The 18,920-nt window shown below is 73.0% G+C and carries 17 protein-coding genes and 1 riboswitch; of the genes, 7 read left to right on the plus strand and 10 right to left on the minus strand.

All coding sequences use genetic code 11. From position 1 onward, the window contains the following. Position 1 precedes the first annotated feature (1 nt). Positions 2–703 (minus strand): ECF transporter S component, encoded by a 702-nt coding sequence (locus tag KLO01_RS04890; protein WP_147062638.1) that lies wholly within the window; start codon positions 701–703, stop codon positions 2–4. An 85-nt stretch (positions 704–788) separates the two neighbouring features. Continuing rightward, positions 789–891: riboswitch (TPP riboswitch) on the minus strand. Between the two features lie 84 nt (positions 892–975). Here KLO01_RS04890 and KLO01_RS04895 point away from each other — a divergent pair. Together KLO01_RS04895 and KLO01_RS04900 are read left to right on the plus strand one after the other, a co-directional pair. Then, positions 976–1,254 (plus strand): DUF4235 domain-containing protein, encoded by a 279-nt coding sequence (locus KLO01_RS04895; RefSeq protein ID WP_147062640.1) that lies wholly within the window; start codon positions 976–978, stop codon positions 1,252–1,254. 171 nt (positions 1,255–1,425) lie between these two features. Then, positions 1,426–2,106: a helix-turn-helix domain-containing protein gene (locus KLO01_RS04900; RefSeq protein WP_147062642.1), complete on the plus strand. Its 681-nt coding sequence runs from the start codon at positions 1,426–1,428 to the stop codon at positions 2,104–2,106. On the opposite strand, the gene hutI is transcribed toward KLO01_RS04900, so the two are convergent. The 3 genes from hutI to KLO01_RS04915 are packed head-to-tail and all read right to left on the minus strand — an operon-like array spanning position 2,066 to position 5,810. Continuing rightward, positions 2,066–3,280, minus strand: a complete 1,215-nt coding sequence (hutI, locus tag KLO01_RS04905) for an imidazolonepropionase (RefSeq protein WP_147062645.1) — start codon at positions 3,278–3,280, stop codon at positions 2,066–2,068. The genes KLO01_RS04900 and hutI overlap by 41 nt on opposite strands. After that, complete coding sequence (locus KLO01_RS04910) at positions 3,277–4,599, minus strand: formimidoylglutamate deiminase (protein ID WP_147062647.1); 1,323 nt, start codon at positions 4,597–4,599, stop codon at positions 3,277–3,279. The genes hutI and KLO01_RS04910 overlap by 4 nt, the downstream gene beginning before the upstream one ends. Then, positions 4,596–5,810 (minus strand): allantoate amidohydrolase, encoded by a 1,215-nt coding sequence (locus KLO01_RS04915; RefSeq protein ID WP_275938370.1) that lies wholly within the window; start codon positions 5,808–5,810, stop codon positions 4,596–4,598. Before KLO01_RS04915 ends, KLO01_RS04910 begins: the two co-directional genes overlap by 4 nt. Positions 5,811–5,960: 150 nt before the next feature. Here KLO01_RS04915 and KLO01_RS04920 point away from each other — a divergent pair, with 150 nt between their 5' ends. Further along, the gene (locus KLO01_RS04920; RefSeq protein WP_147062649.1) at positions 5,961–6,461 is read left to right on the plus strand and encodes an aminoacyl-tRNA deacylase; all 501 of its coding nucleotides are present in this window, start codon (positions 5,961–5,963) and stop codon (positions 6,459–6,461) included. A gap of 8 nt (positions 6,462–6,469) precedes the next feature. Here the strand turns inward: KLO01_RS04920 and KLO01_RS04925 are convergent, their stop codons facing one another. Continuing rightward, entirely contained in the window at positions 6,470–8,551 is a 2,082-nt protein-coding gene (locus tag KLO01_RS04925; RefSeq protein ID WP_147062651.1) for an elongation factor G-like protein EF-G2, read from the minus strand. Between the two features lie 166 nt (positions 8,552–8,717). Here KLO01_RS04925 and KLO01_RS04930 point away from each other — a divergent pair, with 166 nt between their 5' ends. Then, the gene (locus KLO01_RS04930) at positions 8,718–9,386 is read left to right on the plus strand and encodes a hypothetical protein (protein ID WP_147062653.1); all 669 of its coding nucleotides are present in this window, start codon (positions 8,718–8,720) and stop codon (positions 9,384–9,386) included. A 136-nt stretch (positions 9,387–9,522) separates the two neighbouring features. On the opposite strand, the gene hutU is transcribed toward KLO01_RS04930, so the two are convergent. From hutU to KLO01_RS04950, 4 genes are all read right to left on the minus strand, one after another. Beyond that, positions 9,523–11,181 (minus strand): urocanate hydratase, encoded by a 1,659-nt coding sequence (hutU, locus tag KLO01_RS04935; RefSeq protein ID WP_147062655.1) that lies wholly within the window; start codon positions 11,179–11,181, stop codon positions 9,523–9,525. A 38-nt stretch (positions 11,182–11,219) separates the two neighbouring features. Further along, entirely contained in the window at positions 11,220–12,785 is a 1,566-nt protein-coding gene (hutH, locus tag KLO01_RS04940; RefSeq protein ID WP_147062657.1) for a histidine ammonia-lyase, read from the minus strand. 85 nt (positions 12,786–12,870) lie between these two features. Beyond that, on the minus strand, positions 12,871–14,394 hold the full coding sequence (locus KLO01_RS04945; protein ID WP_147062660.1) for a D-alanyl-D-alanine carboxypeptidase: 1,524 nt from the start codon (positions 14,392–14,394) through the stop codon (positions 12,871–12,873). Between the two features lie 272 nt (positions 14,395–14,666). Beyond that, positions 14,667–16,571: an ABC transporter ATP-binding protein gene (locus tag KLO01_RS04950; protein ID WP_246136053.1), complete on the minus strand. Its 1,905-nt coding sequence runs from the start codon at positions 16,569–16,571 to the stop codon at positions 14,667–14,669. Between the two features lie 89 nt (positions 16,572–16,660). On the opposite strand from KLO01_RS04950, the gene KLO01_RS04955 reads away from it, so the two are divergent. Genes KLO01_RS04955 through KLO01_RS04965 form a run of 3 tightly spaced genes read left to right on the plus strand, consistent with a single transcriptional unit; the run spans position 16,661 to position 18,328 of the window. Next, positions 16,661–17,116 (plus strand): MarR family winged helix-turn-helix transcriptional regulator, encoded by a 456-nt coding sequence (locus tag KLO01_RS04955; protein ID WP_147062661.1) that lies wholly within the window; start codon positions 16,661–16,663, stop codon positions 17,114–17,116. 40 nt (positions 17,117–17,156) lie between these two features. Further along, the gene (locus KLO01_RS04960; RefSeq protein WP_147062664.1) at positions 17,157–17,552 is read left to right on the plus strand and encodes a VOC family protein; all 396 of its coding nucleotides are present in this window, start codon (positions 17,157–17,159) and stop codon (positions 17,550–17,552) included. Further along, positions 17,549–18,328, plus strand: coding sequence for an IclR family transcriptional regulator (locus KLO01_RS04965; protein WP_147062666.1), 780 nt, complete (start codon positions 17,549–17,551; stop codon positions 18,326–18,328). Before KLO01_RS04960 ends, KLO01_RS04965 begins: the two co-directional genes overlap by 4 nt. Before the next feature lie 25 nt (positions 18,329–18,353). Here KLO01_RS04965 and KLO01_RS04970 read toward each other — a convergent pair whose 3' ends face one another. Then, on the minus strand, positions 18,354–18,920 hold the full coding sequence (locus KLO01_RS04970; RefSeq protein ID WP_147062668.1) for a universal stress protein: 567 nt from the start codon (positions 18,918–18,920) through the stop codon (positions 18,354–18,356).

An 18,920-nucleotide genomic window follows, 5' to 3' on the forward strand; every position in this document is an offset into this window, starting at 1 on the left:
GTCAGACAGCGCGGGTCTCGCGGTGCTCCTGGCCGGGCGGGAACGCACCCAGCGCACCGGCGACCGCGAGCGCCCGGGTGAGCAGCCACCCGCCGGCCCCGGCGACGACCGCGCCCGAGAGAGCGAGGACACCGGCGTAGGCGACCTTCCATGCGAGCGACCAGTCCTGGATCCACGTGAACGACTCGTAGGCCGCGGCGAACGGACCCGCCAGCGCGCCGGCGAGCATCGCGGCGGCGATGCCGAACGCGCGGTAGCCCAGGAGCGCGAAGGCGATCTCGGTGCCGAGGCCCTGGACGATGCCGGAGACGAGTGTGGTGGCGCCCCACTCGGTGCCGGGGATCATCGAGACGAGTGCCGCGACGACCTCGCAGAACAGCGCAGCACCGGGGCGGCGCACGACGAGCCCACCGACCACACCGGCGAGGAACCACGGCCCCGCGAAGAGGCCGCCGAGCGGGGCGAACCCGAAGGTGATGGCGCTGAGCGGGCCGTTGTAGAACACGCCCCAGCCCCAGAACGCGATGCCGAGCGCCGCGCCGAGGAAGGCGATGGTGAGGATGTCGACCGTTCGCCAGCCCAGCAGGGGGCGGGTCGCGAGGATGCTGCGGGTGCGGGTGCTGCCAGGAGTTGCGGTGGTTCCGGCGCTCGAGGCGCCCGTGGACGCGTCGGCGGTGGCCGACGTGTCGGTGTGTGCTGCCATGACTTCTTCTCCCGTGGTCTCCGGACGTGGTCCGTTGGATACCTCGGGGAGGGACCTGCTCGCAGACCTCTCGGTAGGCGCTCAGTTCCCTGAGAACTCGACTCCCTACGCCGGTGCGAACCGGATCAGGTGTGAGGGTCTGCGGTCGCCCGCACTCTCAGCGCCGGAGCGCTCCCCTGTCGTTGACGAACGCCACCCTACTCCCTGTCTGTGGCAGGGTGGATCGGGAGCACGGACGTGCGTTCGGTACGGCAACAGCGAAGGAGTGACCCATGGGCAGCATGGTGTGGAAGATCCTCGGAACCGGCTCGGCGGTCCTCGCCGGCATCGCCGCGACCAAGGTGGCCGACCAGATCTGGCAGAAGGCGGGCCAGGACGCGAAGTTCGACCCCAAGGACCCCGACTCGCCGTTCACGACGGCCCTCGCGTATGCCGCGCTCACCGGTCTCGCGGCCGGCGTCGCGCGGACGATGACGACCCGCAAGGCAGCGCAGTACTACGCGCGTTCGGCGGGCCACAAGCCGCAGGAGATCACCGACCGCAACCTCTGAGTGGGCGGCCCGGACCTCTTCCATGTGTGCTCCTGAGGGTCGGTCACCGATAAGTGTCCGTTCTGGACACCTATAGGTGACCGACCCTCGCAAGCACCCCCTGAAGACTCACCTTCGGGGGCCTGTGGACAACCGCACGGCGTTCGTCGGCCGCCCCGGCATGGTGGTCGCATGCCCAGCCCCACTCCCGCGTCCACGGCGCGTGACATCCTGCGCCAAGCCCGCCGACGACAGCGCCTCTCCCAGGCGCAGCTGGCCGCCAGGGCCGGCGTCAGCAAGACGGTGGTCGCTCGCTACGAGTCGGGACAACAGCCCACCATCGCTGCGCTGGAGCGGCTCGTGGCCGCGTGCGGATACGAGATCGAGTGGACCCTTCGCAGTCCCGGGACTGCCAGTGGCGAGAGTGTCAGCGGCGAGAGTGCCAGCGGCGAGAGTGCCAGCGGCGAGAGTGCCAGCGGCGGGAGTGCCAGCGCCGTAGCGGGCGGGGCACGCGGGACGGTGAGCGAGGCTCCCGCGGGTGGCCCGACGTTCCACGGGCCGATCGGGCGCCGCCTCTCCGTGCACCTTGCCGAGCTCCTCGACATCCTCGACGCCGCCGGTGCGAGCGGCCCGCGGCTCTACGGGGACGTGGCGGACGGCTGCGAGGGCGCGGGGTCCTGGGTCGTCATCGGCGTGACCGTCCCTGCGGACGCGAACCCGATGGCGGTGATCGCGGCCTCGGGTCGCATCGGGCTGCTCCTCGGCGCCGACGTCCGCGTCGTGCCGCACGACAGGGTCGCCGACTACGGCTGGGACGGCGACGGTGTCCCCCTCACGGGCGAGGAGAGTCCACCCATCCGCCGCTGCGGGTGACCAGGGCCCGCGCGATGGGGACTCCGGCGCGGTAGGCGAGGTGCAGGTGGCTCGGCGCCTCGAGCACGGTGAGGTCGGCAGGTCCGCCGACGGTGACCCGTCCGACGTCGTCGCGCCGCAGCGCCTTGGCCGAGCCACGGGTCGCCGCCCACACGGCTTCCCCCGGCGTCATCCCCATCTCGCGCACGGCGAGCGCGATGACGAACGGCATCGAGCTCGAGTAGCACGTGCCGGGGTTGCAGTCGGTGGCGAGCGCGACGCTCACGCCGGCGTCGAGGAGGCCGCGGGCATCCGGGTAGGGCGAGCGGGTGGAGAACTCGACGCCGGGCAGGAGCGTGGCGATCGTGGTGTCCGCGGCGTCGACGAGCGCGCTCACGTCCGCCTCGTCGAGGAAGGTGCAGTGGTCCACGCTCGCGGCGCCGAGCTCGACGGCGAGCCGCACCCCCGGGCCCGGGCCGAGCTGGTTGCCGTGGACCCGCAGCTCGAGGCCGGCAGCGCGGGAGGCGGTGAGGACCGCTCGCGACTCGTCCTCGGTGAAGGCGTGGGGTGAGTTGGGCTCGCAGAAGACGTCCGCCCACCGTGCGTGCGGCGCACAGGCCTCCAGCATGGGTCCGGTGACCAGCTCGACGTATGCCGCCCGGTCGCCTCGCGCCTCCGGTGGCACCACGTGGGCGCCGAGGAACGTGGTCTCGGGCGTGAACTCACCCGCGATGCGCAGCGAACGGGCCTCGTCGTCGACGGTGAGCCCGTAGCCACCCTTGATCTCGACCGTGGTCGTGCCCTGGGCGCGCATTTCGGCGACGCGGCGCCCGACGAGCTCGCGGAGCCGGTGCTCGCTCGCCGCGCGGGTCGCACCGACCGAGACGCCGATCCCGCCACCGTCGTAGCGCTCCCCCGTCATCCGGGCGGCGAACTCGGCGGCACGGTCACCGTCGAAGACGAGGTGGCTGTGGCTGTCGACGAACCCGGGCAGGACGGCGCGGCCCTCGAGGTCGATCCGGTGGTCGGCGTCGGGCACGTCGGCGGAGTCGCCGATCCACGCGACCCGGCCGTCCTCCACGACGAGTGCCGCGTCGGTGCGCAGCCCGAGGCCGGGACCGCCGGGGTGCGCGCCGTCGGCCTCGCCGTCGCAGGTGACGAGCTCACCGATCCCGACGACGGCGGTCGCGGTCACTGGCCGACCCGGACGGCGGCGATGGACTCGGCGATGACGTCGTCGACCGGGCCGAGCGGGTGCACCCCACCGGACACGATCCGGCGGCCGCCGACGACGACGTCGGTGACGTCGGCACCGGTGGCCCCGAAGATCACCTGGCCGAGGCCGACCCCGCTCGTGCGTCGACTGTCGGTGCGCACGGCGACGAGGTCGGCGACCGACCCGACCGCGATCCGGCCGCCGTCCCAGCCGAGGCTGCGGTAGCCGTTGGCGGTGCCCATCTCGATGAGGTCGGCCACGGGGAAGCGTCCTCGCTCGTGGCTCTTGAGGCGCTCGTGCATCTCGATGCCGCGGATCTCCTCGAACGGGTCGATGACGGCGTGCTGGTCGGAGCCGAGGCTGATCGGGACCTCTCGCTCCGCGAGCTCGCATCCGGGGCCGACACCGTCGGCGAGGTCGCGCTCGGTGGTCGGGCAGAAGCAGGCGCCGGCGCCCGACCGGCCCATGAGGTCGAGGTCGTCCTCGGACAGGTGCGTCGCGTGGACGGCGGTGAACCGCTCGCCGAGCAGCCCGGCGTCGGTGAGGTGCTCCACCGGGCTCGCGCCGTAGACCATCTGGGTTGCGAGGTTCTCGGCGATCTGCTCGCTCACGTGCGCGTGCACTGGCCGGTCTCCGACGACCTTGGCGAACTCCGCGAGCTGGTCGCCGGTGAGGGCGCGCACCGAGTGGGCCGCGGCTCCGATGCGCACCGTGTCGCTGTCCCGCAACGCTTCCACGCGTTCGGCCCAGGCCTGGACCGACCCGTCCGAGAACCGCGTCTGCACCTCGTCGAGCGGTGCGTGACCGTCTGCGCTCAGGCCACCGGTGAGGTAGCAGGTGTCGAGCAGGGTGAGCCGGATCCCCGCCTCTGCGGCGGCCGCGATGAGCGCGTCGCCCATGGCGTTCGGGTCGTCGTAGGGCCGGCCCCCGGGGGCGTGGTGGAGGTAGTGGAACTCGCCGACGACGGTGTAGCCGGCCGCGACCATCTCGACGAAGACCCCTCTCGCGAGGGCGAAGTAGGTGTCCGGTGTGAGCCGGGAGGTCACGGCATACATCTGGTCCCGCCACGACCAGAAGTTGCCGCCGTCGGCATGGGTGCGCCCCCGCAGCATGCGGTGGAACGCGTGGCTGTGGGCGTTGGCGAAGCCCGGCATCACGATGCCGCGCAGGCGGATGTCGCCGTCGACGGGCTTGGTGTCCGCCACGACCTCGGTGATGCGGCCGTCGGCCACGACGACCCGGACGCCGCGGTGGACCTTGTCGGGCAGCTGCGCGTGCTCGCACCAGTAGGCCGTCACGCGTGCTCTCCCGCCAGGTCGGTGAGGACGGTCGCGAGCGCGTCCACGCCCACGAGGCAGTCCTGCGACGTCGCGAACTCCTCCGGGGAGTGCGAGATGCCCGTCGGGTTCCGGACGAAGAGCATGGCGGTGGGGACGCCCGCGTTGGCGAGGATGCCCGCGTCGTGACCCGCTCCGGTCCCGATGACGGGTATGCCGCCGAGTCGGGTCGCGATTCGACGTGCCAGTCCCGGGTCGAACGGCGTCGAACCGGTCCACGAGTCCTCGACGACGAGCCCGCCGAACTCCTCGACGACCTCGGTGACGTCGGCGACGACACGTCGCACCGCGTCCTCGTCGGCTCCGCGGGCGTCGAGCCAGCCGGTCACCTCGCTGGCGATCGCGTTGACGCCACCGGGGGCGACGGCGACCTTGCCGAGGGTGGCGACGCAGCCATGGGTCTCGGCGGCGCGCCGGGCGGCGATGACGGCGGCGGCGAAGCCGAGCATCGCGTCGTCACGGTCCTCGAGGCGCGTCGTGCCCGCGTGGTTGGCCTCGCCGAGGGTGCGGATGCGCCAGCGGCCGTGCGGCCAGATGTCGCTGCCCACCGCGACCGGGGTGTCGGTCTCGAGGGTCGAGAGGTGGCGACCCTGCTCGACGTGCAGCTCGACGAACGTGCCGATGCGGCGCACCGTCTCGGAGTCGGGGCCGAGCTCGTGCGGGTCGCGACCGGCCGCGCTCAGGGCCTCGGCCATCGAGATCCCGTCACCGTCGGTGAGCGAGCGGGCACGGTCGGCCGTCATGGCACCGGTGAGGACCCGCGAGCCGGCACAGGCGACACCGAACCGGGCACCCTCCTCGTCGACGAAGTTGACGACGCCGATCGGACGGTCGGGCTCGAACCCGCTGTCCCGCAACGCATCGACCGCGGCGAGTGCGGAGACCACACCCAGCGGGCCGTCGTAGGCACCCCCGTCGGGGACCGAGTCGAGGTGCGACCCGGTGACGACGCCGGGGCGGCCTGCGGCGAGCGCGGCGTCGGGGTCCCCCCACCACGCCCACTGGTTGCCGACGCGGTCGACGGTGAGGTCGAGCCCGCGGCGCTGCGCCTCGGCGGCGAACCACTCACGCAGGGTGGCGTCCTCACGGGTCCAGGCGAAGCGCCGGTAACCGCCCGAGGAGGCGTCCCGACCGACCGGTGCGAGGTCCCGCCACATGGAGCTGAACGTCACCGCTGCCCCCTCCGTCCTCGTCGTCGGTCCACTGCCCCATTCCACACCCCCGCGCTGCCCCGCGGCGCCTGCCCGCGCCGAATCCCTGTCTGGAATCCGAGACCCCGTCGACGCGTGACGGCCCGGGGACGCCCCGCCTAGAGTCGTGGCATGAGTGACGACGGCACGGGCACGGGCGAGGTCGAGGGCGCGCGACGGGCACGCGAGGCGCTCGAGGCCAGCGGCGTCGAGCACCGCATCGTCGTCGCGACCGAGCGCGCGTCCTCGCTCGCCGAGGCGGCACGGCAGCGGGGCATCGAGCCCCGCGACATCGTGAAGTCGCTCGTGGTCCGGCGCGGGTCGGGCGACTACGTCTTCGTCCTCGTGCCCGGCGACCGCGAGATCTCGTGGCCCAAGCTGCGCGCCCACCTCGGCGTCAACCGGCTGTCCATGCCACCGGCCGACAAGGCCCGTGACGCCACGGGCTACGAGCGGGGGACGATCACGCCGTTCGGGTCGACGACCGCCTGGCCGGTCATCGCCGACGCCACCGTTCCCGGACGGACCATCTCGATGGGCGCCGGGGCGCACGGCACCTCGGTCACCCTCGCCGCCGACGACGTGGTGGCCGCTCTCGGGGCCGACGTCGTCGACGTCACCGACCCGGCCTGAGCCTGCCCTCATCGGGTGCCGGCGACGACGTCCTTGACGAGCTGGGGCGGCAGGTAGTCGTAGCGCGCGAACCGCCGGGTGAACGTCCCCGTGCCGTGCGACACCGAGCGCAGGTCGATCGGGTAGCGCGACAGCTCGAGCGCCGGCACCTCGGCGTGGATGACCGTGCGCCCGTCGTGCTCCGACGGCTCGGTCCCGTGGACCTGGCCGCGCCGACCACGCAGGTCGGCGAGCACCGGACCCACCGAGGCGTCCGCGACGTCGATGTCGACCGCGTCGATCGGCTCGAGCATCGCCACGGTGCTCTCGTTGGCCACCTGCCGCAGCGCCAGCCCGGCCGCCGTCTGGAACGCCATGTCGGACGAGTCGACCGAGTGGGCCTTGCCGTCGACGAGGGTCACCCTGACGTCGACGGCCGGGTAGCCGGCGAGCACCCCCTTGTCGAGCTGGGCCCGGGCCCCCTTCTCCACCGAGGCGATGAACTGGCGCGGCACCGCGCCCCCGACGACCTTGTCGACGAACTCGATGCCCGACCCGCGTGGCAGCGGCTCGACCCGGAGCGAGCAGACGGCGTACTGGCCGTGGCCGCCGGACTGCTTGACCTGCCGACCCTGCGCGTCGCAGGGCTGGACGAAAGTCTCGCGCAGCGCCGTCCGCAGCGGCTCCGCCTCGACGGCGACGTGGTGGCGCTCCTCCAGCGACGAGGTCAGCAGGGCGACGTGCGCGGGACCCATCGCCCAGATGACGACCTGGTGGGTCTCGGGGTTGAGGTCGAGCCGCATCGTCACGTCCTCCGAGACGAGCGACTGCAGCACCGTGGCGAGCTTGTCCTCGTCGCCCTTGCTCCTCGCGTGGATCGCCACCGGAAGCAGTGGTTCGGGCAGCACCCAGGGCTCGACGAGCGCCGGGCGCGAGGGCGACGAGAGGGTGTCCGTGGTCTCGGCCGCGGCGAGCCGGGCCACGAGCACGAGGTCACCGGCGACCGCATGGGGCTTCGGTCGGGAGTCCTCACCGAGTGGCGCCGCCAGCGCACCCACCCGGTCCAGGTCGGAGTCGTGGTCGCGGTGCCCGCCGATCGCCTCGCCGGCGAACTGCTGGAGGTGGCCCGACACGTGCACCGGGTCGTCGGGACGCAGCGTCCCCGAGAACACGCGCACGAGCGACTGACGCCCGACGAAGGGGTCCGTCGTCGTCCTCACCACCTCGGCGACGAGCGGACCGGACGGGTCGCAGGCCAGCTCGCCGAACTCCCCGCCGTTGCTCCGGAACACCCGCGGCATCGCGACGTCCACCGGTGACGGCAGCCCGCGCTCGATGAGGTCGAGCACCTCCTCCAGACCGATCCCGCTGCTCGCGTGGGTCGGCAGCACCGGGAAGAACCTCCCCGTCCCCACCGCCGCGTGCAGGTCCTCACGCAGGACGTCGGCGTCCACCTCCTCGCCCTCGAGGTAGCGCTCGAGCAGCGTGTCGTCCTCGGACTCCTCGATGATCGCCTCGACGACCTCACCGCGCCGCTGTGCGAACACCCCGGCATCGACCCCCGACGCGCTCGGCGACGAGGACAGCAGGTCCACGAGCCCGGTCACCGTCGTCGCCGGCCCGTCGGGCTGCACCGGCAGCGCCAGAGGCTGCGCGTCGCCGAAGACCCTCCGGCAGGTCGCGACCGTCTCGTCGAAGTCCGCACGCGCCTGCTCGAGACGGGTCACGACGATGGCACGCGGCATACCGACCGCTGCGCACTCACGCCACAGCATCCTGGTCGCCTCGTCGACACCGTCCGCCCCCGAGACGACGAAGAGGGCGGCATCCGCCGCCCTCAGCCCTGCTCGCACCTCTCCGACGAAGTCGGGGCTGCCCGGTGTGTCGACGAGGTTGACCACCACCTCCCCGCTGGCGAAGCTCGCCGCCACGAGACCCGTCGACGACGAGCGGTCCTCGCCCCTGGGCCGCCGCCCCTCGACCCGTGCCGCGACGAGGTGCTCGAACAGCGTGCTCTTGCCCGAACCGGGCGGCCCGACGAGGACCACGTTGCGGATCTGCTGGGGGCTCGTGGGGGCGGGTGCGTCGTCGGCACCGGAGGTGCGGTTCATGACCACACCTTCCTCCCGCCCGCCTCGGCCGCACAAGGGTCCGGGGGCCACGAACCGGCCGTATGCCGGCCCACGCAGAGCGTGGGACCCGCGCTCCCCTCGACGTGCCGGCGAGGCGTACCGTCGGGAGGGCGCAGACGCACCACACCGCAGCGACGGAGCAGCGATGACCGGACAGCCGAACCCCGTGCGGGACAGGGTCGCCGGCTGGCTCGACGGCTCGGACCCCCGGGCCACCCGACGGCTCGGCTGGGGTGCCGTCGCCCTCGTCGGCCTCGCCCTCGTGTGGCCGTCCCCGCCCTCCGACGGTTCGGGGCAGGGGCCCCCGGTCGCGAGCGGCGACCGGAGCTCGGTGGCCGTCGACACCACCGCCCCGAGGGCTCCCGCGTGCTGGCCCGAGTCCGGTCGGGCGAGCACCCGCCCCGCAGGGCTTGCCGCGGTCTCGACCGGGCCCGTCGAGCCGGGCGAGGTGGTGGAGTCCACGCGTTGGGGCCGGGCTGGCCGCAACGGACCCTGGGGCGTGGCCGCCGTCGCCGACTGCACCGTGGTCCGTCTCGACGCCGTCTGGATCGAGCCCAGCGGCCGGAAGCAACGGCACCGGATCGACGGCTCCGGACCATCCGCCACAGGTGTCGTCGCCAACGGTCTCGACGGCGCGTTCGCGGTGTACTCGGTCAGCGCGGACCGCGCGGGTCGGCTGGCCGCTCGGCTGCACATCAGCACCGACCGGGGTCGCACCTGGCAGCAGCGCGAGGTGCCGCCGGCCGCCGAACCCGACGTCCGGGCCGGAGTCCTCCCGTCGCAGTGGCAGCGCTGGCCGGTCCTCGACGGCTGACCCTGCGACGAGGGGCAGCGAGGGCCGCCCCCGTGGGCTTCTCCCGGTGTTGTCGTGCATGTCGGTCACCAAGAGGTGTCCGTCCCGGACACCTATTGGTGATCGGCTCGTCTCGTACACCCGGGTCGGGGCCCGCTCAGCCCTCGCGCATCGGGATCCGCACGCCCTGCTCGGCAGCGGTCCGGTCGGCGATGTCGTAGCCCGCGTCGACGTGGCGGATGACGCCCATCGCCGGGTCGTTCGTCAGCACGCGCGCGAGCTTCTCGGCGGCGAGGGCGGTGCCGTCGGCGAGCGAGACCTGCCCGGCGTGCAGCGAGCGACCCATGCCGACACCACCACCGTGGTGGATCGAGACCCACGAGGCGCCCGAGGAGGTGTTGACGAGCGCGTTGAGCAGCGGCCAGTCGGCGATGGCGTCTGAGCCGTCGGCCATCGACTCGGTCTCGCGGTAGGGGCTCGCGACGGACCCCGTGTCGAGGTGGTCGCGACCGATGACGATCGGGGCGCTCACCTCGCCCGTGCGGACGAGCTCGTTGATCGCGAGACCCGCCTTGTCGCGCTCACCCTGGCCGAGCCAGCAGATGCGAGCAGGCAGACCTTGGAACGCGATGCGCTCCTGCGCGCCCCGGATCCACTTGTGCAGGCGGTCGTTGTCCGGGAAGAGGTCGAGCACCGCACGGTCGGTGGCGGCGATGTCCTTCGGGTCGCCCGACAGCGCCGCCCAGCGGAACGGGCCCTTGCCCTCGCAGAACAGGGGACGGATGTAGGCCGGGACGAACCCGGGGAAGTCGAACGCGCGGTCGTACCCGCCCTGGCGGGCCTCGTCGCGGATCGAGTTGCCGTAGTCGAAGACCTCGGCGCCGCCGTCCTGGAACTCGACCATCGCCTGCACCTGCCTGGCCATCGAGGCACGGGCGCGGTCGGTGAACTCCTCAGGCTTCTTGTCGGCGAGCTCGTGCCACTCCTCGAGGGAGACGCCCTCGGGCAGGTAGGACAGCGGGTCGTGCGCCGACGTCTGGTCGGTGACGATGTCGATCGGCACGCCGCGACGCAGCAGCTCGGGGAACACCTCGGCCGCGTTGCCGACGACACCGACGGACCAGCCGCGGCGCTCGGACTTGGCGGCCAGCGCCTTCTCGACGGCGTCGTCGAGCGACGAGGCGACCTCGTCGAGGTAGCGGTGCTCGACCCGGCGCCGCAGCCGCGACTCGTCGACGTCGACGATGAGGCAGGCACCCTCGTTCATCGTCACGGCAAGCGGCTGGGCGCCACCCATGCCGCCGCAGCCACCGGTGAGGGTCAGGGTGCCGGCGAGCGTGCCGCCGAACCGCTTCTCGGCGACGGCGGCGAAGGTCTCGTAGGTGCCCTGGACGATGCCCTGCGTGCCGATGTAGATCCACGAGCCGGCCGTCATCTGGCCGTACATCGTGAGCCCCAGGTGCTCGAGCCGGCGGAACTCGGGCCACGTCGCCCAGTCGCCGACGAGGTTGGAGTTGGCGATGAGGACGCGCGGCGCCCACTCGTGCGTCTGCATGACACCGACCGGACGACCGGACTGCACGAGCATCGTCTCGTCCTGCTTGAGCGTGCTCAGCGTGCGGACCATCGCGTCGAACGACTTCCAGTCACGAGCAGCGCGACCGGTGCCGCCGTAGACGACGAGGTCGTCGGGGCGCTCGGCGACCTCGGGGTCGAGGTTGTTCATGAGCATCCGCAGCGGCGCCTCGGCGCCCCAGTGGGTGGCGTGGGTCAGGGACGTGCCGCGCGGGGCGCGGACGTTACGAGCACCTTCCATGACGTTCTCCTTCAAGGCGATTCGGTATGCCGTGTGGATCAGTTGAGGCGGCCGGTGACGGCCTCGGCGGCGGTCACCACGGCGCCGTCGAGCACGGCCTCGTAGGCCGCCTCGAGGTCGGGCGCGAGGAACCGGTCGGGCCCGGGCGCGACGTTGCCGACCTCGGCGAGCGCGGCGATGACGGCCGACGAGGCCGGCGACGGCTGCAGCGGTGCACGCAGCTGGAGACCGCGCGAGGCGGCGACGAGCTCGATGGCCACGACGCGGGTCAGGGCGTCGACCGAGCGTCGCAGCTTGCGGGCGGCGGACCAGCCCATGGAGACGTGGTCCTCCTGCATGGCGCTGCTCGGGATGGAGTCCACCGATGCAGGCACGGCGAGGCGCTTCATCTCCGAGACCATCGCGGCCTGGGTGTACTGCGCGATCATCAGTCCGGAGTCGACGCCGGGGTCGTCGGCGAGGAAGGGCGGCAGGCCGTTGTTGCGGGCCTTGTCGAGGAACCGGTCGGTCCGGCGCTCGGAGATCGAGGCGAGGTCGGCGGCGACGATCGCAAGGAAGTCGAGGACGTAGGCCACGGGTGCTCCGTGGAAGTTGCCGTTGGACTCGACCCGACCGTCGAGGGTGACGACGGGGTTGTCGATGGCCGAGGCGAGCTCCCACTCGGCGACGCGCGAGGCGTGGTCGATGGTGTCGCGGGCACCACCGGCCACCTGCGGCGCGCACCGCAGCGAGTACGCGTCCTGGACGCGCGTGCACGCCTCCGGGTCGCGGTGGGAGTCGCGGATCGGGCTGTGCGACAGCATCTTGCGCATGTTCTCGGCCGACCGTGCCTGGCCGGGCTGCGGTCGCAGGTCGTGCAGGTCGGCGGCGAAGACGTCGTCGGTGCCGAGGAGACCCTCGACCGACATGGCGGCGGCGATGTCGGCCGTCGTCACGAGCTGGCGCAGGTCGGCGATGGCCAGGCAGAGCATGCCGAGCATGCCGTCGGTGCCGTTGATGAGGGCCAGGCCCTCCTTCTCGGCGAGCTCGACCGGCTCGATCCCGGCTGCGGACAGGGCCTCGGCCGCCTCCATGACCTCGCCGTCGTCGTCGCGCACGAGGCCCTCACCCATGAGCGCGAGCGCGCAATGCGAGAGCGGTGCGAGGTCGCCGGAGCAGCCGAGCGAGCCGTACTCGTGGACGACGGGCGTGATGCCCGCGTTGAGGATGGCGAGGTAGGTCTCGAGCGTCACGGCGCGCACCCCGGTGCGGCCGGTCGCCAGGGTGTTGATCCGCAGCAGCATGAGGGCGCGCACCACCTCGCGCTCGACCTCGGGCCCGGCGCCGGCCGCGTGCGAGCGGACGAGCGAGCGCTGCAGCTGGGTGCGCAGCTCGGTCGGGATGTGCCGGGTCGCGAGCGCCCCGAAGCCGGTCGAGACGCCGTAGTGCGCGACCGTGTCCTCCGCGAGGCCCTCGATCGTCGCCCGGGTCGCCCGCACCGAGTCGAGAGCGGTCGGGCCCAGCTCGACGGCGGCGCCGTGGCGTGCCACGCGGACGACGTCGTCGATGCTCAGTCGGCCATCGCCCACGACGACCGGGTGGTGCAGGGTCTGGGTGTGCGTCATCCCCCAAGCACACCGCAGGTATGCCGTCCGCGACAGACGCGCACCCGGCATACCGTCTCGCATCCGAGACGAGCGTGGCGGAAGGTCAGTAGCAGCCCGTGGAGGTGGCCGCGAGCGCGTCGACGTCCGCCCGGGCCGCGGACGTCGAGCTGACGCCGTTGACGATGACGGAGAAGAGCCGCTCCCGGCCGTCGATGCCGGTCGACACCCCTGACAGGGCGACCACGTCGGCCAGGGTGCCGGTCTTGGCGCGGATGGCCGAACGGGCGCAGCTCGTCGGGGCGGTGAGGTAGCGGTCCTCGAGCGTCCCCGAGACCCCCGAAGTCGGCATCCCTGCGGCCGCGAAGATGACCGAGTTCTGCGCCGGGGTGCTCCGGATGGTCCGGACGAGGTCGATCGCGGTGAGCGGGGTCATCCGGCCGGTGCGGGACAGGCCGGAGCCGTCGTTGACGACCATGCCCGCCTGGTCGATCCCGGCCGCGGTGAGCACCTGGACGGCGTTGGCCCGGGCGCCGGCCCAGTCGGCGGGGAAGCCCCGGCGCAGGGCCGAGAGCCGGTGCAGCGCCTCGGCGTAGTCGGTCTGGCTCGCGTTGAGCATCGTCTGCACGAGCTGCCCGACGGTCGGTGAGAGCGTGGTGGCGACGGCAGTGGCCCCCGAGGGCGTGACCCCACGTCGCACCGCGGTCGCCGTGACACCAACCGTTTTGAGCTTGGCGGCGAGGACCTGGCCCGCGTTGATCGAGGTGTCGACGACGTTGACCTGGTCGGCGACGAGCGCCCGCACCGGAGCCACCGTGGCGGGGATCCACTCGGGCTTCCACCCGGCGGCGTTGGTGGGCGCCGGGAAGAGCGAGTCGTCGACGACGACGGTGACCGCGGCCAGCCCCTGCCCCTTGACCCGGGTCGCGACCGTGTTCGCCATGGCGGCGAGCTGCTTCGACGACAGCGCCGGGTCGCCCGCCCCGCGGAGATAGAGGGTGGCCGGCTGTGCGGGCACCTGGAGCACGGCAGTGGTCAGCCGGGTCGAGGCCCCCATCGAGGCGAGAGCGACGAAGGCGGTGACGACCTTCTGGTTCGACGCGGGCGCGCGCGCGACCGACGGGTTCTTGGCCCAGAGCACCTGGCCGGTGGCGACGTCGACGACCTGACCGCTGGCGAAGGCGCCGATCTGCGGGACGCTGCCCCTGCTGAACAGCCGGGCCCGGATGCTCCAGGTGAGGTCGGAGGCGTCCGAGGTGGCACGCTCCCCGGTCGTGGGCGCGAGGTCGCTGCCCGCGGACGTGACCGCGGGGATGCCGGTCGTCCACGCACCGGTGTCGCTGTCCCCCGAGATCGGGACGGGCGCCGGTGCGATCCCCCCGCTGGGGGTGGCGGACGTCGGGGACGTCGCCGGTCGCGAGGGCGCGGGCCGGTCCGGCTGCCCGCCGCCCGGGCGGGGCGGGGTCACGGGGGGGGAGACGGACGTGCTTCCCGAGGTGGAGGGAGCCGCCTGGGGCGGGGCCGCCACGCCCGTGAGCATGGGGACGAAGAGCGCCGACGCCCCACCGAACGTGCCCAGCAGCAGCTTGACGACGACGCGGACACGGTCGATCAGACGGGAACTCGACACAGGACCTCCTCGGTTCTCGCGTCGACCCTAGACCCGCCCCCGGCTTTCCGCGCGGGCTGGGAATCCCGATGGGAGCGTGGGGTCGTTCGGGTCGATCGGCTCGGCGGCGAGCCTGATCTCGCCGCTCTCGCACCGGTCCCGGACCAGCGTCCTGTCGCACCGCGGCCACCGCCCGCTCCTCACCACCCGACGGTGACCAACTCACCAATTCCTCCCCTCCGCCACAGGGATGGGTGTGACGCAGGGGAGGAATTGGTGAGTTGGTCACGGGGTCAGACGGTGGCGTATGCCGTCCGCGCCCCATCGCTGCCCGTCACCCCGGCGCCGGTCACCTGGCTGCCGAGCACCGCGGTGCCGGCGAGGGCGGCAAAGCGGCCACCCGTCGCGAGCAGCTCCTCGTGCGAGCCCCGCTCGACGACCCGGCCGTGGTCGAGGACGGCGATCTCGTCCGCTGACTCCACCGTGGAGAGCCGGTGCGCGATGGTGATGGTCGTGCGGCCCCGCACGAGCTCGTCGAGCGCCTTCTGCACGGCGCGCTCGGTGTCGTTGTCGAGCGCGCTCGTGGCCTCGTCGAGGACGAGCACCCGCGGGTCGCGCAGGATCGTGCGGGCGATGGCGATGCGCTGCTGCTCACCACCGGAGAACCGGTGCCCGCGAGCACCGACGACCGTGTCGAGCCCCTCGGGCAGCGACGCCACGAGGTCGGCGACCTGGGCAGCGCCCAGGGCCCGCCAGAGGTCGACCTCACCGGCGTCGGGGGCGGCGAGGAGGAGGTTCTCGCGGATCGAGGCGTGCACGAGGTAGGTCTCCTGCGAGACGACACCGACGATCCGGACGAGCACCTCGGGGTCGAGGTCGCGCAGGTCGACCCCGTCGACGGTGACCCGGCCCGAGGTGGGGTCGTGCAGCCGGGCGACCAGCGAGGCGAGCGTCGACTTGCCGGACCCGGTGTGTCCGACGAGGGCCAGCGACCCACCGGCCGGGACCACCGCGGAGACGGAGTCGAGAGCGAGAGGTGCGTCCGCGGCATACCGGAAGGAGACGTCCTCGAGGCGCACCTCCCCGCGCACCTGCTGCGGGTCCAGCGACACCGGCGCGACGGGGGCGGCGACGTCGGGGACGAGGTCGAGGTACTCGAAGACGCGGGAGAAGAGCGCCATCGACGACACCCACTGGGCACCCACGTTGAGCAGACCCATGAGCGGGCGGAAGATGCCGGCCTGGAGCGTCGTGAACGCGATGAGCGTCCCGATGGTCATGCCGCCGGACGTCGCGGGGAGGCCGGCGACGAGGTAGATGAGCGCGGGGATCGCCGAGAAGATGACCTGCATCGTCGCCATCCGCCAGCGCCCGGCGAGCTGGCTGCGCAGCTCGAGGTCGACGAGCTCCTCGGACGTCGTCGAGAAGCGCTCGGCGTGACGACGGCCGGCGCCGAGGGTCTTGGACAGGCGCACGCCGGAGACCGAGAGCCCCTCCTCGATCTGGACGTTGAGGTCGGCGCGGCGGGCCTGCTGGCGCGCGGTGACCTCGCGGCGGATGAGGGCGACCCGGCGGGTCATCCACACGGCCGGCGGGATGACGAGCAGCGACAGGAGCGAGAGCCGCCACGACAGCGCGACCATCGCGACCGAGGTGGCGACGGCCGTCGTGAGGTTCGACGCGATCGACGTCGCGGTCGTCGTGATGACGCCCTGCATGCCGTTGATGTCGTTGGTGAGGCGCGACTGGACCTCACCGGCGCGGGTGCGGGTGAAGAAGCCCAGCGACTGCCGCTGCAGGTGGGCGAAGAGGTCGGTCCGCAGGCGGTGCATGACGCGCTGGCCCACGCCGGTGGACATCCAGGTCTGCACGACGCCGAGGAGCTGGGTGGTCGCGGCCACGGCGAGCATGCCGCCGACGGCGAGGAGGAGCAGGCGCACGTCCTGTTGCGGGATGGCGACGTCGACGACCTCGCGCACGAGGAACGGCTGGGCCATCGAGATGACCGACGTGGCCACGATGATCGCGGTGACGATGCCGATGGGGCGGGCGAAGCCACGGAAGAGGGCGGTGACCCGTCGCAGCGGGACGGGGGCGATCTCGAGCTGGGCGCGGTCACGCGGGTCGACCTTCATCGGGCCGCCGCCGCGACCGCCGCGGCCGCCGGTCTCGGGGGTGGGGTGTGGGGTGGCTGTCATGCGCACCCTCCTGTCTGTGTCGAGCGAAAGTGTTTGGTGAGGTTGCCTCACAATGAGCCCAACGCAGCGTTCGGCGATAACATTCCCGTATGCCGTCCGCCCCTCGCCCTCCGGATGTCTCACCCGAGCCGGCGCTCGGCGAGCTCGTCATGGAGGTGGCGCGAGGTCTGCGGCGGCGGTTCGCGGCGACGCTCGAACCCTGGGGCATCACGCCGCACGAGTCGCGGGCGCTTCGGGTCATCGGCCACCACGAGCCCACCAGGCTCGGCGTCGTCGCCCAGCACCTGCGCATCGCACCGCGCTCGGTCACCGACGTCGTCGACTCGCTCGAGGGGCGGGGCTTCGTCGCCCGCGAGCCCGACCCGAGCGACCGGCGGGCCACTCGCGTCGCGCTCACCGCGCACGGACGTCGGGTCCTTGACGAGCTCGACACCGCCCGGCGGGCCGACGCCGAGGGCTACTTCGCCGACCTCTCGGACCGCGACCGCGCCACGCTGACCCGCATCCTCGGGAGGCTGCTCGACGACGGCCCGTCGGGTGGATGATGGGCCCCACCACCTCCACCCGTCCGACCGAGGAGCTCCGATGACCCGCGCCATCCACTTCGAGATCCACGCCGCCGACGTCCCCCGTGCGGTCGCGTTCTACACGGACGTGTTCGGCTGGGAGACCGAGGACTGGAGCGAGTTCGCCGGCATGCCCTACGTCGGGGTGACGACCGGTCCGGAGGACCAGCCGGGCATCAACGGCGCGATCATGCAGCGGCAGGGACCCAACCCCGAGCCCGGCGGTCCCGTCGCCGGGTCGGTCCTCACGATGGGCAGCGACGACTTCGACGCCACCGCCGCCAAGGCCCTGGCTGCCGGCGCCACCGTCGCCCTCGAGAAGCACGCCCTGCCCGGCATGGCGTGGCAGGGCTACTTCATCGACACCGAGGGCAACGTCTTCGGCGTGCACCAGCCGGACCCCGACGCCGCGTGACGGTCGCCCCGGCGGCCGGGCACGCCCTCGACGTCCTCGAGCTGCTCGCCCGGCGTGGTGAGCCGCTGCCCGCCGCCACGGTCGCCCGCGAGCTCGGGCTGCCGCGCTCGAGCACCTACCACCTGCTCGGCGTGCTGCGCGACCGCGGCTACGTCTCCCACCTCGAAGGTGAGCGCCGCTACGGACTGGGCGTCGCGGCATACGAGCTGGGGTCGGCCTACCAGCGCCAGGCACCGCTGCAGCGGATCGCGCGGGGCACCCTCGACCGGCTCGTCGACGCGACCGGGCACAACGCCCACCTCGCGGTGCTGCACGGACGCGACGTCCTCTACGTCATCGAGCAGCGCGCGCCGCAGGGACCGGTGCTCGTCTCCGACGTCGGCGTCCGCCTGCCCGCGACCCTCACCGCCACCGGGCTCGCGATGCTCGCGGCGCTGCCGGCGGGGCAGGTGCGCGCACTCTTCCCGCACGCCGACGCGCTGGTCCAGCGGGACGGGCTCGGGCCGTCGTCGACGACCGCACTGCGCTCGCTCCTGCAGTCCGTGCGTGGACGCGGGTATGCCGTCGAGGACGGTCACATCACCCGCGGGCTGAAGTCCGTGGCCGTGGCCGTGCTCGACCACAGCGAGCACCCGGTGGCGGCGGTGGCGGTGACGTTCCGGGTCGAGGCGGTCGACGAGGGCGAGGAGACGCGGCTCGTGTCGGCCGTCTCCCAGGCGGCCGACGACCTCTCGGCACGACTGCGGGGTCAGGCGCGGCCACCTCGCCGCACCTGACCCCGCGTCGTCGACGGGTCCCGGCTCAGTGGGCCATCGGCGGTCGGTAGCCGGGGCGTCCAGCCAGTCCTGCGGAGCGGACCGCGGCCCGTCCGACGATGCGACCGGCCTGCTCCAGCGGGCTGCTCAGGTGCGAGATGCGCGGAGGCATGACGACGACCGGGCAGCTCGCGGCATAGACGAGGCGCTGCGCGAAGAGCGGTGGCCCGGTCAGGCTGCGCGGGGCGTCGATGACGAGGAGGTCGGCACCGGCCGCCGCGGCGAGGAGCACCTTGCGCTTGCCACCGCGCTCGGCCCGCACCTCGGCGGTGTGGTCCGGTCCGAGCACCTCGGCGACGTCGGCCTCGAGCGCCGCCTGCTCGCTGCGGGCGGTGTCACGCTCGTCGGTGATGCGCGCCGCCGTGCCGCCGGACATGGTGCCCGGAGGACCGGTGACCCGCCACGACCGGACGGCGACGAGGCGCCCGTGGTTCTGTGCCGCCTGGGCGGCACCCCACTCCAGCGCCGTGGGGGACTTCGACGTCGCGCTCACGCCGACGACGACGGTGTAGGGATGCCCACCCTGTGCCGGCGGAGGTGTCTGCTCGCTCAT

Origin of the sequence: Knoellia locipacati (assembly GCF_007992835.1) — a bacterium.
Taxonomy (GTDB): domain Bacteria; phylum Actinomycetota; class Actinomycetes; order Actinomycetales; family Dermatophilaceae; genus Knoellia; species Knoellia locipacati.